Annotated in this window: 12 protein-coding genes; 2 read left to right on the plus strand and 10 right to left on the minus strand. The window is 62.3% G+C overall.

The window, feature by feature from the left end; translation table 11 throughout:
- Positions 1 to 201: 201 nt before the first annotated feature.
- From EJD88_RS08625 to EJD88_RS08655, 7 genes are all read right to left on the minus strand, one after another.
- On the minus strand, positions 202 to 1,842 hold the full coding sequence (locus tag EJD88_RS08625) for a BatD family protein (protein WP_158877718.1): 1,641 nt from the start codon (positions 1,840 to 1,842) through the stop codon (positions 202 to 204).
- A complete protein-coding gene (locus EJD88_RS08630; protein ID WP_158877721.1) occupies positions 1,839 to 3,578 on the minus strand; it encodes a tetratricopeptide repeat protein in 1,740 nt (579 codons plus the stop codon). The genes EJD88_RS08625 and EJD88_RS08630 overlap by 4 nt, the downstream gene beginning before the upstream one ends.
- Positions 3,575 to 4,663 carry a VWA domain-containing protein gene (locus EJD88_RS08635; RefSeq protein ID WP_099585381.1) on the minus strand — a complete coding sequence of 363 codons (1,089 nt, stop codon included), beginning with the start codon at positions 4,661 to 4,663 and terminating at the stop codon, positions 3,575 to 3,577. Before EJD88_RS08635 ends, EJD88_RS08630 begins: the two co-directional genes overlap by 4 nt.
- Entirely contained in the window at positions 4,656 to 5,150 is a 495-nt protein-coding gene (locus tag EJD88_RS08640; protein WP_099585380.1) for a DUF4381 domain-containing protein, read from the minus strand. The genes EJD88_RS08635 and EJD88_RS08640 overlap by 8 nt, the downstream gene beginning before the upstream one ends.
- A complete protein-coding gene (locus EJD88_RS08645) occupies positions 5,147 to 6,079 on the minus strand; it encodes a DUF58 domain-containing protein (protein ID WP_099585379.1) in 933 nt (310 codons plus the stop codon). The genes EJD88_RS08640 and EJD88_RS08645 overlap by 4 nt, the downstream gene beginning before the upstream one ends.
- Before the next feature lie 5 nt (positions 6,080 to 6,084).
- Entirely contained in the window at positions 6,085 to 7,044 is a 960-nt protein-coding gene (locus EJD88_RS08650; protein WP_017739127.1) for a MoxR family ATPase, read from the minus strand.
- 197 nt (positions 7,045 to 7,241) lie between these two features.
- Positions 7,242 to 7,595 (minus strand): hypothetical protein, encoded by a 354-nt coding sequence (locus tag EJD88_RS08655; RefSeq protein WP_158877723.1) that lies wholly within the window; start codon positions 7,593 to 7,595, stop codon positions 7,242 to 7,244.
- Between the two features lie 492 nt (positions 7,596 to 8,087).
- Between EJD88_RS08655 and EJD88_RS08660 the strand changes: the two genes are divergently transcribed.
- Positions 8,088 to 12,956 (plus strand): NAD-glutamate dehydrogenase, encoded by a 4,869-nt coding sequence (locus tag EJD88_RS08660; protein WP_099585377.1) that lies wholly within the window; start codon positions 8,088 to 8,090, stop codon positions 12,954 to 12,956.
- A gap of 94 nt (positions 12,957 to 13,050) precedes the next feature.
- Here the strand turns inward: EJD88_RS08660 and EJD88_RS08665 are convergent, their stop codons facing one another.
- From EJD88_RS08665 to EJD88_RS08675, 3 genes are all read right to left on the minus strand, one after another.
- Positions 13,051 to 13,737 (minus strand): GntR family transcriptional regulator, encoded by a 687-nt coding sequence (locus EJD88_RS08665; protein WP_099585376.1) that lies wholly within the window; start codon positions 13,735 to 13,737, stop codon positions 13,051 to 13,053.
- A gap of 16 nt (positions 13,738 to 13,753) precedes the next feature.
- Positions 13,754 to 14,455, minus strand: a complete 702-nt coding sequence (locus tag EJD88_RS08670; protein WP_099585375.1) for a FadR/GntR family transcriptional regulator — start codon at positions 14,453 to 14,455, stop codon at positions 13,754 to 13,756.
- Positions 14,456 to 14,562: 107 nt separating this feature from the next.
- Positions 14,563 to 15,888 carry a C4-dicarboxylate transporter DctA gene (locus EJD88_RS08675; protein ID WP_174244871.1) on the minus strand — a complete coding sequence of 442 codons (1,326 nt, stop codon included), beginning with the start codon at positions 15,886 to 15,888 and terminating at the stop codon, positions 14,563 to 14,565.
- A gap of 217 nt (positions 15,889 to 16,105) precedes the next feature.
- On the opposite strand from EJD88_RS08675, the gene EJD88_RS08680 reads away from it, so the two are divergent.
- Positions 16,106 to 16,735 carry a DNA-3-methyladenine glycosylase I gene (locus EJD88_RS08680; RefSeq protein WP_112195613.1) on the plus strand — a complete coding sequence of 210 codons (630 nt, stop codon included), beginning with the start codon at positions 16,106 to 16,108 and terminating at the stop codon, positions 16,733 to 16,735.
- Positions 16,736 to 16,753 lie beyond the last annotated feature (18 nt).

Below are 16,753 nucleotides of genomic sequence, written 5' to 3' on the forward strand. Positions count from 1 at the left end.
GAGAAGAGGGAAAGGAGGGGAGTTTACCTGTATTGCGAACACGCTGCTCCAGACGACGCCGATCCAATGTGGGAGGAGGCTTGCCTCCGATGGCGGTGGGTCAGCCTGCTCTTTTTTGACGGACCCACCGCCATCGGGGGCAAGCGCCCTCCCACAAGGGTTATGCGGTGTGCAGGCTGCCCAGCGCTCGCCACAAGGGGGTTACTTGGGATACAGCGGCGGCAAGCTGGTGGTGTCCGTCGCCGAGTCTTGCACGCGCTCGGTCATGGGGATGGCTTTTATCGCGCGCCACAGGTCTTCGCCCAGCCAGTACTGGCCGCTCTCGCTGTACAGCGCACCGTTCAACCCATCCAGCGCATCCGACAGCGGCACGAAGCGCGCCGCCATGTCCGCCAGGGTTTCCGGCTGCTGCCGCGCCCAGGCATCCAGCGCCTGACGGGTGGCCTGGGGGTCGTTTGCCTGGGTGGCGCGTTTGAGGTCATCGAGCAGAGTGCGCGGGCTCGGGCCGGTTTGTGCGGCGCGCAGCACCGCCGGTTGCCAGCGCGCACGCCACCACAGGCCGAAGCCCAGCAGGGTGGTGCAGGCCAGGACCAGGGTGCTCAGTTGCCATAGCCACAGACGGCTGTCGTCCGGTGCGGTGATGATGGTTGGCGTGGCAGGCGTGTCCACCATCAGACTCGGGTTGGCCGCCACTTGCAGGGTGCGGGCGGGCACGCTGGTACGTTCAAGGTGATCCTCATGGGTGTTCCACCACACCACTTCAACAGGTGGCAGTTCCAGCGGGCCGACCCGATTGGGGACCAGGGCTTCGCGGTCTTCGCGGCTGCCGACCAGGCCACGGTCGCTGGTCTGGTTGCCAAGTACCGGTTGGTCCGGGTAGCGGCGCAAGCCATTGATTTCCGTGCTGGGGAGGGCCGGCAGTTGGGCACTGGACAGGCCCTCGGCCTTGACCGTGAGGCTGCGCGTCAGGGAGTCGCCGACTTGCACATGTTCAGGCTCTGGATTCCAGGATTCCGTCAGGGTCAGGCTGCGCGCCGGCAACCAGGGCGTATCGGCGGGATAGAACTCGGGCTTGGGTTTGACCTGCAATGCCAGCGGCGCCGAACTCACATGGATCAGCTTGCCCGGCTTGGTGCCTTGCAGGGTATTGTCCTGGGGCGGGCGCGATTCCACCAACGTGGCGCTGAAGGTCTGCGTTGGCAGTTCCAGGGCGCCGCTGTGTTGCGGGTAGATCGCGTAGCGGGTTTCGATCACTCCGTGGCGGATGCTGTTGATGACCTTTTCATAGGTGCGTGACTCGCCCAATTGCTCCACGCGAGCATCCGGGATCTGCAACGGGGTGAGGCTGCTGTCGTCATACAGCGACACCGAGTGGTACACGCGCACCGTCAACAGGGCCTGTGCCTGCACGTACACGCTGGATTGATCGAGGCTGGCTTCAACAAACACCGGCGCCAGCTCGGCGTTGCTGTTCTGGCTGGCGGTTTCCAGCACTTGCAGGCTGATCGGCTGGGTCGAGTACTCGCCCACTTGCAACGGCGGGATCACTACGGTGCCGTTTTCCTTGGGCAGCAGGGTGATGATCCAGCGCGTGGTGGCGTGGTTGTCGCCGCCCAGGGTGGTGAGCTGGTTGAGCTGGCGGGTGCCGCTGACTTCGAACTGTGCATCCAGTGGCGACAGGTCGGGTTTGCCGAACTGGGTGACGTCGCTGGACTCCACCGTCAGCTCCACCGTTTCCCCGGAATTGAGGCGGCTGCGGTCGACACTGGCCACCAGGTTCGCCGCCTGGGCGTGGCCTGCCGTCAACGCCAGCAGAAGCAGAAGGGGGGTGCGGCGGCTCATCGAGTCTTGTCCTGATGTTGTTGCTGTTCGTACCAGAATTTGCGTCGCAGCAGTTCGCCGGGGTTGTCCGGGATCTCCCGCAGCCATTGTTCCAGGGCTTGGCGGTGTTCATCGTCGAGGCTGGCGTCGGCGGGGCGCAGCGGCGGGGTAGTGGTTTGCTCGTCGCCCAGTTCGCTGCCCGGTACTTCGTTGCCGCCGGCTTGGGGTGTTGCGCCGGTCTGGGTGTCACCGCTGCCGGCTTCGCCCTGGCCCTGGGACGACTGCTCGCCGCCCGTGGCAGTTTGCCCACTGGCGCCCGGTTGCGCAGTTTGGCCGGGTTGGGTGGTTTCGTCATCCTCGTTTTTTGCCGGCTGTTCGGGCTCGGGCGCTGCCTGCTGCTGCATCAGGGCTTCCACCAGGGCCTTGTTTTTCAGGGCTGGTTGCAGGTCGGGCTGGGCTTCCAGGGCTTGCTCGTAGGCGTCGACAGCCGCTTCGAGTGCGCCGGATCTGGCCAAGGCATTACCGCGATTGTAGTGAGCGTAGGCGTCATTGCCTTCGGCAAAGCGCTTGATGGCTTCGGCATAGTTGCCGGCTTCGTACAAGGCAACGCCTTGCCATTGCACATCCTGGAAGTGTTCGGCGGCTTCGGCGGGACGTTTTTTCTTGAGCAGGTATTGGCCTTGCTGGTCTGGGCGCAGCCACAAATCCTGGAGTTCAAAGGCGTAGCTGGGCTGGGGGGCGGCCATCAGCAGCAAGGGCAGGCAAAACAACCAGCCACGGCGCCCGGCGCAGGCGGCGAGCAGCAACAGCGGCAAGAGCAGCCAGTAACCCTGGTCGGCCCAGGTGTCGAGGTGCAGCAGCTGGCCGTCGTTACGCAGGGCTTGCGGCGGGTCGAGTACGCCGAGCTGGCGCAGGTCTTTATCGTCCAGGCGCGCGGCACGGTAACGCCCGCCCATCTCGTTGGCGAAGGCTTTGAGCGTGGGGCTGTCGAGGCGTGGCACCAGAATCGCGCCTTGTTCGTCCTTGAGAAATTCACCGCTTTCCTGGGTGACGGGCGTGCCTTCGCGGCTGCCGATGCCGAGGATCGACAGGGGCGGCGACTGGTTGCTTTGCAGCAACAGACGAATGCCCTGGCGCTCCTGCTTGGACAGCGATGAGCCGATCAGCAGCAGGCGTCCTTGGCCGAGGCCGCTGTGCTTGAGCAGGTCCAGGGCTTTGTGCACCGCCAGGTCAGCGCGGTGGCCGGTCTCGGGCATGATCGAGGGACGCAGCGCTTCGAGCAGGTTGCGGCTGGTGCCCAGGTCGTCCGACAGTGGCACCAGCGTGTGGGCGCTGCCGGCATACACCACGATGGCGGTTTGCGCATCGGTGCGCGCCTGCAACAAGTCATACAGCTTGCGGCGGGCTTGCTCCAGACGATTGGGCGGGCTGTCGGTGGCGAGCATTTCCGGGGTCAGCTCCAGCAACACCACCAGCGGGTCGGAGGGCTTCTGGCTGGTTTGTTCGACCCGTTGCCAACTGGGGCCGAGCAAGGCCAGCACGGCCAATAGCCAGGCGATACCGAGCACCACCCACGGTGATTTGCTTTCGCGACCGCTGCCACCGCTGAGCAGCACGGCATGGAAGGCCGGCGGCAGGATCATCTGCCAACGCCCGGCGCGTTTTTGCCGGTGCCACAACTGCCATAGCAACCAGCCGAGCAGCGGCAACAGCAACAGCCACCAGGGGCGGAACCAGTGCGGCCAGAGGTCGATCATCGGCGCCTCCGCAAACGCAGGCGTTTAAGGCGTTGGCGCCACTCAGGACTTTGTTGCAGGAAGATCCCCTTGCTCGACACTTTGCTGAACCAGCGTTGCAGGGCGTTGTTCGGCCAGCGTTCCTGGATCACCAGCAACAGGCTCAGGATCAGCGCCAGGGCCAGGGGGCCGCTGTACAACGCCTGGGCCGGGCGGGCCTGGGTCGGTTGTTGCTCGACGGGTTCGAGTCGGTCGAGGGTTGCCTTGATGGTTTGCAGCTCTTCGCCATCGCGGGCGCGGAAGTATTGCCCGCCGGTTGCTTCGGCAATGGCCCTGAGAGCCGGTTCATCGAGGTCCAGGCTCGGGTTGACGCCGAGGATGCCCAGGGAACCGGTTTGCTCGGGGTCGGCGCCGATGCCGATCGGGTAGATTTTCACACCTTCTTCGGCGGCCAGGCGTGCGGCGGTCAGCGGGTCGATCTGCCCGGCGTTGTTGGCGCCGTCGGTGACCAGGATCAGTACGCGGCTTTGCGCCGGGCGCTGGCGCAGGCGTTTTAGGGCCAGGCCGATGGCATCGCCGATGGCAGTGTTTTTGCCGGCGATGCCGATGCGTGCTTCATCCAGCCAGGTGCGCACGGTGCGGCGGTCGAAGGTCAGTGGCGCTTGCAGGTACGCCTGGCTGCCGAAAAGGATCAGGCCTACGCGGTCACCTTCGCGGTGTTCAAGGAAATCACCCAATAGGTTTTTGACCAGGGACAGGCGACTCACGTCCTCGTCCTGCCACTGCATATCGGGGAAATCCATGGAGCCGGACACGTCGACTGCCACCAGTAGATCGCGGCCGCTGGCGGCAATCGGCAGCGGTTCACCGAGCCATTCCGGGCGTGCGGCGGCGGTCAGCAGCAGCAGCCACAGCACCACGAAGGGGGCCTGCTGGCGCCAGCCCGGCAAGTTGACGCGCGCGCGGCGCCTGGCCAGGCCTTCGAGGTCACCGAGGTAGCTGACTTTAAGTGCGGGTTCGCCGCTGTCGGCCGCTGGCAGAACCAGCCGCATCAACCAGGGCAGCGGCAACAGGACGAAGATCCACGGCCAGGCGAACTCAAACATGTTTGCGAATCCAGGTGTCGACGGCTTGAGTCAGGCCGGCGATGGCTTTGTCGTCGAGTTTGCATTCGGGTTTGTAGGCGCCTTCCACCAGCACCATCCAGCGGGTGAGGCCGGCAGCCGGGCAGCGGTTGTCGAGGAATGCCAGCCATTTGCGCCCGTTGAGGGTGTGGCTCTGGCTGTAAGGGTAGTCGTTGCGGCACAGGCGCTTGAGCAAGCCATTGAGTTGTTGCAACCAGGCACCGGCGGGCGCGCCGTCGTAGGGTTTGGGCATCAGCGCCAATTCGGCCAGGGCGGCGATGCGCAACGGGTCCAAGGGTTGTTCGGCGCGTGCGACCGGGCGGCGCGCAGGCAGGAAGCGGCGCAGGGACCAAAGCCCCCACCCCAGCAACGGGATCACCAGCAGCACCAGCCACCAGCCCGGTGCAGGCGGCCAGAAGCCGATACTCGGCGGGGCGATCAGCGGTTGCAGTTGGTCGAGGCTGCTCATTGTTTTTTGGCCGGGCGTTGCGGGTTGAGGTATTCGCGCAGTTGCTCGACCATTTCGCTCTGGGTGCTCAAGGGCATCAGCAGGACCCGCAGTTTTTGCGCGAGACGTTCCCAGCGGGCGATGCGTGCTTCGGCCTGGGCCTTGTAGGCCTGGCGCAAGTCGTAGTTCAGCGTGTCGAGTTCCAGTTGCGCGCCTCGCTGCGCGAAACGCAGCAGCCCGGCGGCGGGCAGGGCGTGGTCCAGCGGATCGGAGATCGGCAACAGCAGCAGATCACAATGGCGTGACAGCAGGCTCAGTTGTTGCTCGGCGCCGTCGGTGAGGGCACGTTCATCGCAAATCACAATCACCAGGCTGCCAGGGCGCAGCACTTCGCGGCCACGGCGCAGGGCCATGCCCAGGGCGTCGGCTTCGGGACGGCTTTCGGTGTCCAGGCTCTGGTTGACGCGCACCAGGCGGTTAAGCAGTTGCAGCAGGCTTTGCTTGCTGCGCCGGGGTTTGATTTCGTAGTGCTCGTTGTCGCCGAACACCAGCCCGCCGACGCGATCGTTGTGCCCCAGGGCCGCCCAGCCGATCAGGCTCGCCGCCTGCGCCGCCAGCACCGACTTGAACATCTGCCCCGAGCCGAAAAACAGCCGGCAGCTTTGCTCGACCATGATGAAGATCGGCCGTTCGCGCTCTTCATGGAACAGTTTGGTGTGCGGTTCCTGGGTGCGTGCGGTAACGCGCCAGTCGATGGTGCGCACGTCGTCTCCGGCCTGGTACACACGCACCTGGTCGAAGTCGACGCCGCGCCCGCGCAGCTTGGAGTGGTGCAGGCCGATCAGCGGGCTGCGCTGGCTCGGCGTGGAAAACAGCTGCACTTCGCGCACGCGGTGGCGCATCTCAATCAATTCGCTGAGCGTGACGCGGATCCCATCGCTGGCATTCATCGACTTCAAGCGACGGCAACGACGTCAAGAATGCGTTGCACCACGCGGTCCTGGTCAATCCCGGCCGCTTCGGCCTCGAACGACAGAATGATGCGGTGGCGCAGCACGTCGAACAGCACGGCCTGAATATCCTCTGGGCTCACAAAGTCGCGTCCGGCCAGCCAGGCGTGGGCACGGGCGCAGCGGTCGAGGGCGATGGAGCCACGTGGGCTGGCGCCGTAGGCAATCCACTCGGCCATCTCCGGGTCGAACTTGGCCGGGGTGCGCGTGGCCATGACCAGTTGCACCAGGTATTCCTCCACCGCATCGGCCATGTACAGACCGAGGATTTCCTTGCGCGCGGCGAAGATTGCCTGCTGGCTGACGCGGCGCTCGGGCTTGGTTTCGCCGTTGAGGGCTTCGCCACGGGCCTGTTGCAGGATACGGCGCTCGACGGCCGCATCGGGAAAGCCGATCTTGACGTGCATCAGGAACCGGTCGAGCTGGGCTTCGGGCAGCGGGTAGGTGCCTTCCTGTTCGATGGGGTTTTGCGTGGCCATCACCAAAAACAGCGGCGACAGCTCGTAGGTGCTGCGCCCGACGCTGACCTGGCGCTCGGCCATGGCCTCAAGCAGCGCCGACTGAACCTTGGCCGGGGCACGGTTGATTTCGTCCGCCAGCACCAGGTTGTGGAAGATCGGCCCTTGCTGGAACACGAAGCTGCCGGTTTCCGGGCGATAGATCTCGGTGCCGGTGATGTCGGCGGGCAACAGGTCGGGGGTGAACTGGATGCGATGGAACTGCGCCTCGATCCCTTCGGCCAACTCTTTGATGGCCTTGGTCTTGGCCAGTCCCGGTGCGCCTTCCACCAGCATATGGCCGTCGGCGAGCAGGGCGATCAGCAGGCGATCGATGAGTTTTTCCTGGCCGAGAATCTGCGTAGAAAGAAAGGTTCGCAGCGCAAGCAGCGCTTCACGATGTTCCATCGATGACGGTTCCTGGAGAGAGGGGCCTGTGCGTCATGTAACAAACGACAGCCTGGGGCGCCTACTTTAATGCATGGCAGGGGCTGGCGACTAACGGCGTTACGGGTATTTTTGGCAAAACTTGTAGGAATTTTGTTTTGGAACAGGGTCAATGTGGGAGGCGCCAAGCCCCCTCGCACATTTGAATTTTGGTGCTCTCAGGTTCGGTTGAAGGTGCCTGTGCCCTTGAGGATGTTCTGCAGGGTTTGTTCCAGCTCGGCCATGTCCGACGCGGCGGTGGCGTGGGTGATCTGCAGTTGGTCCTTGCCGCCCAACGCATCGGCATCACCTGCCGCCAGCTCTACCAACAGGGTCGTGTCGCCCAACGTGACCTTCAGCCCGTCCAGGGTCGACGGCTCATAATCCCAGGTCAGCTCGACTTCGTCTTCATCCGGATAGCGGGTCAACATGAACATTTCGCCGGTCGTGCCGTGGCAGCAGAGCATGGCCATGTTGTCTTCTTCGTCGTCGCAGGGAGTGGCCATCAGGGCGTCGGTTTTCAGCTGCAGCATGGGGAATCCTGTCTGGGAGAGGGCGTTGCAAGGGGCGATTGTGCCATTGCGGCGAATTTTCTGCTGCATCCTGTGTCACACATGCGTTATGACCTGACGGGCAAAACCAGTCATTTTCGGCACTGGCAGCTTTGAAAATTGCGTTTTTCAACGGGTGGGAATGTGGGGTTGCACTCGTCGCAACCCGAACCCTGCTTACTGATGACCGAATATGTCGCAGCATTGCAAGAGCAGTCCTCCTACACTCGTTAAGCTGCGCAACGGATGCGCATGTTCCAGGCGCCTGACCTGCCCGTCGTACCGTCACCCGGCAAGGTGTGCATCTTATGGAAGTTGTATGTGACCTGACTGTCTTGTCCAGCTTCACCCACCTGTCACTCTGAATTCGTTATGGTGTTTGAGTAATGACCTGCGAATCCAGGTGACGGTCTCCCCGCAAGGGGATAACACGCGACGCTTCCATCAATAACAAGCCCAAGCGGAGTACCACAGATGGCGTTCTTCACCGCAGCCAGCAAGGCCGACTTCCAGCATCAACTGCAAGCGGCACTGGCGCAGCACATCAGTGAACAGGCACTGCCACAAGTGGCGCTGTTCGCTGAACAATTCTTCGGCATCATTTCCCTGGACGAACTGACCCAGCGTCGCCTTTCCGACCTGGCCGGTTGCACCCTGTCTGCCTGGCGCCTGCTTGAGCGCTTTGATCACACCCAACCGCAAGTGCGGGTCTATAACCCCGATTACGAACGTCATGGCTGGCAGTCGACCCACACCGCGGTCGAAGTGCTGCACCATGACCTGCCGTTCCTGGTGGACTCGGTGCGTACCGAGCTGAACCGTCGCGGCTACAGCATCCACACCCTGCAGACCACCGTGCTCAGCGTGCGCCGTGGGAACAAAGGCGAGTTGCTGGAAATCCTGCCAAAAGGCACCCAGGGCGAAGGCGTCGAGCAAGAATCGCTGATGTACCTGGAAATCGACCGCTGCGCCAACGCCGCCGAACTGAGCGTGTTGAGCAAAGAGCTTGAGCAGGTGCTGGGCGAAGTGCGGGTGGCCGTAGCCGATTTCGAACCGATGAAAGCCAAGGTCCAGGACCTGCTGGCCGGCATCGACGCCAGCCAGTTCAGCATCGACGGCGAAGAAAAAGCCGAGATCAAGAACTTCCTGGAATGGCTGGTGGGCAACCACTTCACCTTCCTGGGCTACGAAGAATTCGTGGTACGTGACGAGGCGGATGGCGGGCATATCGAATATGACGCCAGCTCGTTCCTCGGTCTGACCAAGCTGCTGCGCGCCGGCCTCACCGCCGACGACCTGCGCATCGAAGACTACGCCGTGTCCTACCTGCGTGAACCGACCGTGCTGTCGTTCGCCAAGGCTGCGCACCCGAGCCGCGTACACCGCCCGGCTTACCCGGACTACGTGTCGATCCGCGAGATCGATGCCGACGGCAAGGTGATCAAGGAACACCGCTTCATGGGCCTGTACACCTCTTCGGTGTATGGCGAAAGCGTGCGCGTCATCCCGTACATCCGTCGCAAAGTGGCCGAGATCGAACGCCGCTCGGGCTTCCAGGCCAAGGCGCACCTGGGCAAGGAACTGGCCCAGGTCGTTGAAGTACTGCCCCGTGACGACCTGTTCCAGACCCCGGTCGACGAACTCTTCAGCACGGTGATGTCCATCGTGCAGATCCAGGAACGCAACAAGATCCGCGTCTTCCTGCGCAAAGACCCGTACGGTCGTTTCTGCTACTGCCTGGCCTACGTGCCGCGTGACATCTATTCCACCGAAGTGCGCCAGAAGATCCAGCAAGTGCTGATGGATCGCCTGAAAGCCTCGGATTGCGAGTTCTGGACTTTCTTCTCCGAATCCGTGCTGGCGCGCGTGCAGCTGATTCTGCGGGTAGACCCGAAGAACCGCCTCGACATCGACCCGCTGCAACTGGAAAAAGAAGTGGTGCAGGCCTGCCGCAGCTGGCAGGACGACTACTCCAGCCTGGTGGTGGAAAGCTTCGGCGAAGCCCACGGCACCAACGTGCTGGCAGACTTCCCGAAAGGCTTCCCGGCCGGCTATCGCGAGCGTTTCGCGGCGCATTCGGCCGTGGTCGACATGCAGCACCTGCTCAGCCTGACCGAAGCCAACCCGCTGGTGATGAGCTTCTATCAGCCGCTGGGCCAGGTCTCCGGCCAACGCGAGCTGCATTGCAAGCTCTACCACGCCGACACCCCGCTGGCGCTGTCCGACGTGCTGCCGATCCTGGAAAACCTCGGCCTGCGCGTGCTGGGTGAGTTCCCGTACCGCCTGCGTCACGCCAATGGCCGTGAGTTCTGGATCCATGACTTCGCGTTCATCGCCGCCGAAGGCGTGAACCTGGATATCCAGCAGCTCAACGACACCCTGCAGGACGCGTTCGTGCACATCGTCCACGGCGATGCAGAAAACGATGCGTTCAACCGCCTGGTACTGACCGCCGGCCTGCCATGGCGCGACGTCGCGCTGCTGCGTGCCTACGCCCGTTACCTGAAGCAGATCCGCCTGGGCTTTGACCTGGGTTACATCGCCAGCACCCTGAACAACCACACCGACATCGCCCGCGAGTTGACCCGGTTGTTCAAGACGCGCTTCTACCTGGCACGCAAGCTCACCGCCGACGACCTGGAAGACAAGCAGCTGCGCCTGGAACAAGCGATCCTCAGCGCCCTGGACGATGTTCAGGTGCTCAACGAAGACCGCATCCTGCGTCGCTACCTGGACCTGATCAAGGCCACCCTGCGTACCAACTTCTACCAGACCGACGCCAACGGCCAGAACAAGTCGTACTTCAGCTTCAAGTTCGACCCGCGTGCGATCCCTGAGCTGCCCAAGCCGGTGCCGAAGTTTGAAATCTTCGTCTACTCGCCACGGGTTGAAGGTGTGCACCTGCGCTTTGGCAACGTTGCGCGTGGCGGCCTGCGCTGGTCCGACCGTGAAGAAGACTTCCGTACCGAAGTGCTCGGCCTGGTAAAAGCCCAGCAGGTGAAGAACTCGGTGATCGTGCCGGTGGGCGCCAAAGGCGGCTTCCTGCCGCGTCGCCTGCCACTGGGCGGCAGCCGTGACGAGATCGCGGCCGAGGGCATCGCCTGCTACCGCATCTTCATTTCGGGCCTGTTGGACATCACCGACAACCTCAAGGACGGCGCGCTGGTGCCGCCGTTGAATGTGGTACGTCATGACGACGATGACCCGTATCTGGTGGTGGCAGCGGACAAGGGCACTGCGACCTTCTCCGACATCGCCAACGGCATTGCCATCGACTACGGCTTCTGGCTGGGCGATGCGTTCGCTTCCGGTGGTTCCGCCGGTTACGACCACAAGAAAATGGGCATCACTGCCAAGGGCGCGTGGGTCGGCGTGCAGCGTCACTTCCGTGAGCGCGGCATCAATGTGCAGGAAGACAGCATCACTGTGGTGGGCGTCGGCGACATGGCCGGTGACGTGTTCGGTAACGGCCTGTTGATGTCCGACAAGCTGCAACTGGTCGCCGCCTTCAACCACCTGCACATTTTCATCGATCCAAACCCGAACCCGGCGACCAGCTTCGTCGAGCGTCAGCGCATGTTCGAGCTGCCGCGTTCGGCCTGGACCGACTACGACACCAGCATCATGTCCGAAGGCGGCGGCATCTTCTCGCGCAGCGCGAAGAGCATTGCCATCTCGCCACAGATGAAAGAACGCTTCGACATCTCGGCCGACAAGCTGACCCCGACCGAACTGCTGAACGCTTTGCTCAAGGCGCCGGTGGACCTGTTGTGGAACGGTGGTATCGGTACGTACGTCAAGGCCAGCACCGAAAGCCACGCCGATGTGGGCGACAAGGCCAACGACGCGCTGCGTGTCAACGGCAACGAACTGCGCTGCAAGGTGGTGGGCGAGGGCGGTAACCTCGGCATGACCCAGCTGGGTCGTGTGGAATTCGGCCTCAATGGCGGCGGTTCCAACACCGACTTCATCGACAACGCCGGTGGCGTGGACTGCTCCGACCACGAAGTGAACATCAAGATCCTGCTCAACGAAGTGGTGCAAGCCGGTGACATGACCGACAAGCAACGCAACCAGTTGCTGGCGAGCATGACCGACGAAGTCGGCAGCCTGGTGTTGGGCAACAACTACAAGCAGACGCAGGCTCTGTCCCTGGCCGCCCGCAAGGCTTATGAGCGAGCAGCCGAGTACAAGCGCCTGATGAGCGACCTGGAAGGCCGTGGCAAGCTGGACCGCGCCATCGAGTACCTGCCGACCGAGGAGCAGCTCATCGAGCGCGCCGCCAACGGCAAGGGCCTGACCCGTCCGGAACTGTCGGTACTGATCTCGTACAGCAAGATCGACCTCAAGGAAGCGTTGCTCAAGTCCCAGGTGCCGGATGACGAGTACCTGACCCGTGACATGGAGACCGCGTTCCCTCCGAGCCTGGTGGCCAAGTTCGGCGAAGCCATGCGTCGCCACCGCCTCAAGCGTGAGATTGTCAGCACCCAGATCGCCAACGACCTGGTCAACCACATGGGCATCACTTTCGTTCAACGACTCAAAGAGTCGACCGGCATGAGCCCGGCGAACGTGGCCGGCGCCTACGTGATCGTGCGTGACATTTTCCACCTCCCGCACTGGTTCCGTCAGATCGAAGCCCTGGACCACCAGGTTAGCGCTGACGTGCAATTGCAGTTGATGGATGAGCTGATGCGCCTGGGCCGTCGCGCCACGCGCTGGTTCCTGCGCAGCCGTCGCAACGAACAGGACGCCGGGCGTGATACCGCGCACTTCGGTCCGCACCTGGCAGCGTTGGGCCTCAAGCTCGACGAACTGCTGGAAGGCCCGACCCGCGAAGGATGGCAGAACCGTTATCAGGCTTACACCGAAGCGGGCGTGCCGGAGTTGTTGGCGCGCATGGTTGCAGGTACGACTCACCTGTACACCTTGCTGCCAATCATCGAAGCCGCTGACGTGACCGGGCATGACGCCGCTGAAGTGGCCAAGGCCTACTTTGCCGTTGGCAGCGCCCTGGACTTGCCATGGTACCTGCAGCAGATCAGTGATCTGCCGGTTGCCAACAATTGGCAGGCCCAGGCCCGCGAAGCCTTCCGCGACGACGTGGACTGGCAGCAACGGGCGATCACCATTTCTGTCCTGCAAATGGCCGACGCGCCACAAGACATGGAAGCCCGTGTGGCCCTGTGGCTTGAGCAGCACAAGGACATGGCCGATCGCTGGGTCGCCATGATGGTGGAAATCCGTGCTGCGGTCGGCACGGACTACGCCATGTACGCGGTGGCCAACCGTGAGTTGCTGGACTTGGCGTTGAGCGGTCAGTCGGTGCTGCAACCGGCTTGATTTAGCGGCTAGAACAAAAGCCCCTGTATCTTGAGATGCAGGGGCTTTTTGTTGGAGTGCTCTTTATCAAACAATAGAGGGCCAATGTGGGAGGTTAGTGGTGTTTCAGCAACTTGGCTTCCAGGTGATCGAGGTGTTGGGTCATCAATGTCATTGCTGTTGCCGAATCCCGCTGTTCCACCGCATCCACAATCGCCACATGTTCCTGCCACGCGCAATACGTGCAGGCTTTCGCTTCAAATTGCGCAATGACCAACGACGTCAACGGCACCAGGCTGTTCAAAAACTGCGCCAGTGGCCCATTCGCCGCGATGGCCGCCAAGTGCAGGTGAAACTCCCCCGACAAGCGAATCGCCGGCCCACGCTGGTCGCGTTCTATGCACTCACGTTCACGGGCGATCAGCTCGCGCAGTTGGCGTATTTGCGAGGATGTCGCCTGGGCACAGGCCAGTTGCACCACGGTCATTTCGGTCATGCGCCGTGCTTCGAGGATCTGCCGGGTCTGCTGCGCATCCGGTGCCGCCACTTGGGCGCGCTGGTTGGGGCGCAGGATGATCACTTGCTGATGGGACAGCTTGGCCAACACCCGGCGAATCACACTGCGGCTTACGCCAAAGGTTTCACCCAGGCTTTCTTCGGTAAACCGGCTGGCCGGGGCGATGCGTTGTTCGAGGATCGCGTCGAACAGCCGTGGGTAGATGTCGTCCACCGAGGGCTTTTTACCGGCAACCAGGCGCAGGGCGGGGAGGAAGGGCTCGCGGTGCAGGGCGTGGGCGGTCATGGTCGTCTCCAAAAAGTCAGCTGCCCAGATGGTCGTCCGGGATGTTCAAGCGGATACCCATGCGCAAGCCTTCCTGGAGGATGTGCTTGCGCATTTCGGCGCTGGCCAGGGCGCTGTTTTTATTGCGGATGGCGCGTACCACGGCGTCGTTTTCCTGCAGGCGCTCGGCCAGGTGTTCCGGCGAATTGCGCAGCACCTGGGCGCTTTGCTTGAGGGCGTTGCTGGTCTGTTGCACCACGTTCTGGAAGATCGGGTTGGAGGTGAGGGCGAACAGTTCTTCGTGGAAGGCGATGTAGGCGTTCATCCCCGCTTCGGCGTCTCCGGCGTCGAGGGCTTCGCGCATGTCCATCAGCGTCAGGCGCAACTGGCCGACTTCCTTGCTGCTGATGGATTGGGCGACGAGACCGACGATGAAGGGTTCGAGGGTGTAGCGCAGTTGCAGGATGTCTTCGAGGCTGGCGTCGGCCACGGCGTCGCTGGATTGGGGCTCGCTGACGCTGGTTTCCAGCACCACCACACCTTTGCCGGGCATCGAGCGCACCAGGCCGAGGGTTTCCAGTACGATCACCGCCTCGCGCAGGCTGGGGCGGCTGATGCCCATCTGTTCAGCCAGTTCACGTTGGCCGGGCAGCATTTCGCCACGACGCCACTGGCCCCGCGCCAAGGCGGCGCGCAGTTTCTCTACGACTGAATTGACGACGGTTGAGGTGCTGATCACGTCGATATTTCCTTAATTTTGCTAATACAGCAGTAAATCTTGTGATGAGCTAATGTGGGGGGGGCAAGCCCCCTCCCACATTGATTTGTGTCGTGCTTGAAAGCGGATCAGAACTCTTGATGCGCCGGTAACACCGGCTTCTTGGCCTGGAATGCATACCCTTGCTGGCCGTCCAACACCTTGTTGGCGCGTTGGATATCGATGTCTTTTTCCCAGCGGGCAATGGCCACGGTGGCGACGCAGTTGCCGATCAGGTTAGTCAATGCGCGGCCAATGCCCATGAACCAGTCCACCGCCAGTACCAGCACCAGGCCCACCACCGGAATCGCCGGGATTGCTGTCAGCGTTGCCGCCAGAATCACCAGCGCCGAGCCGGGAATCCCGTGGGCGCCTTTGGAAGTGATCAACGACACCAGCAGGATGGTCAGTAAATCGGTCATCGACAGCGGTGTGCCGGTGGCGTTGGCGATAAACACGATGGCCAGGGTCAGGTAGATCGAGAAACCGTCGAGGTTGAACGAGTAACCCGTTGGAATCACCAGGCCAACGGTGGAGCTGCCGATTCCCAGGTGTTCGAGTTTGCGCATGACCTGGGGCAGCACGGCGTCGGAGGACGCGGTCCCCATCACGATCAGCAGTTCCTCGCGCAGGTACTTGAGCAGCGGCAGCATGCGCAGGCCCGACAGGCGCATCACCAGGCCGAGGATCAGCGCGACGAAGGCAAAGCAGGTCAGGTAGAACAGGCCAACCAGACTGCCCAGGTGTTGCAGCGAATCCAGGCCGTAGGTGCTGGTGGTGAAGGCGATTGCGCCGAACACGCCAATCGGCGCCAGGCGCACGATCATGCCCATGATGCGGAAGATCACGTGGCTCAGTTCATTGATCAGCCGAGTGATGCCCGAGGCCGCTTCGCCCACCAGGTTCAGCGCGCTGCCGAACAGCACCGAGAACAGCAGTACTTGCAGCACGTTGTTGTCGGCAAATGCGCCGATCACCGAGTTGGGGATCAGGTCCATCAGGAACTGGCTGGTGCCTTTGATGTGCTGGCCCTTGTCGGCCAGTTCATTGAGGCCCGCGGAGGAGAGCTGTTCCAGGTGGATATTGGCGCCTTGGCCGATACCGGTGCTGAACGCCATGATCAGGCCGATAACCAGGGCAATGGTGGTGAGGATTTCAAAGTAGATCACCGACTTGAGGCCGATGCGGCCGACTTTCTTCAAGTCGCCGGCGCCGGAAATGCCACTGACCACCACGCAGAACACGATCAGGCCAATCAGCATTTTGATCAGCTTGATAAAGCCATCGCCGAGGGGTTTGAGTTGCGAAGAGAATTCGGGAAGGGCCAGGCCGCAGATGATGCCTAACATCAGGCCAATCACGACTTGCAGGAAAATCGAACGCGAGCACCATCTGAGCATGGGAGGGATCTCTATTCGGTGCCCTGGTGGTTCCAGGGCTTAATTGTTGTGGTCATACCGGTAAGTCCAGTGCGAGGCCAGTCTACGCCGGGTTTTTTCGAAACCACAAGTCATTATTGGGTGATTGACAAGTCCCGGTCTGACCAGTTGGTCGCTGAGGGTGGTGCTTGAGCGGTTGGCAGGGTGGAAAAAATTTCGTCTATCATCCGCCGCTCGGCTTATGAGGTAAGGGATGGATACTCCAGGATTGACCACTGACGCAGCGGGCCACAGCCATTGCAGCTGGCGCACCTCGGCGCCGGAATACCCGCGTTACCACGACCACGAGTGGGGCGTGCCGGTGGCGGATGATGTCCAGCTGTACGAAAAGATTTGCCTGGAAGGCTTTCAGGCGGGAATGGCGTGGATCACCATTTTGCGCAAGCGCGACAGCTTCCGGCAGGCGTTCGACGGCTTTGATTTTCGTCGGGTGGCGCAGTATGGCGAGGCCGATATCGAACGCTTGATGCAGGACCCGGGCATTGTGCGTAATCGGGCGAAGATCGTGTCGACCATCAACAATGCGCGCCGGGCGTGTGAGCTGGTGGATGAAACCGGGTCGCTGGCGCGGTGGTTGTGGGCGTTCGAGCCCGGTCCTGAAGAGCGCCCCGCCGTGGTGGACCTGGCTTATTGGGCGGCTAATCCGACCTCATCGGCTTCGGTGCGACTGTCCAAGGCCTTGAAAAAACGCGGCTGGACGTTCGTGGGGCCCACTACGATGTATGCGCTGATGCAGGCGATGGGGATGGTCAATGATCACCTTGAAGGGTGCGTGTGCCGCCAGCAGATTGAAGACCTGCGACGCCAGTTCAAACGCCCCTGATAAATGTGGAAGTGATTC

Origin of the sequence: Pseudomonas sp. PB105, assembly GCF_009764655.1 — a bacterium.
Lineage (GTDB): Bacteria > Pseudomonadota > Gammaproteobacteria > Pseudomonadales > Pseudomonadaceae > Aquipseudomonas > Aquipseudomonas cyclaminis.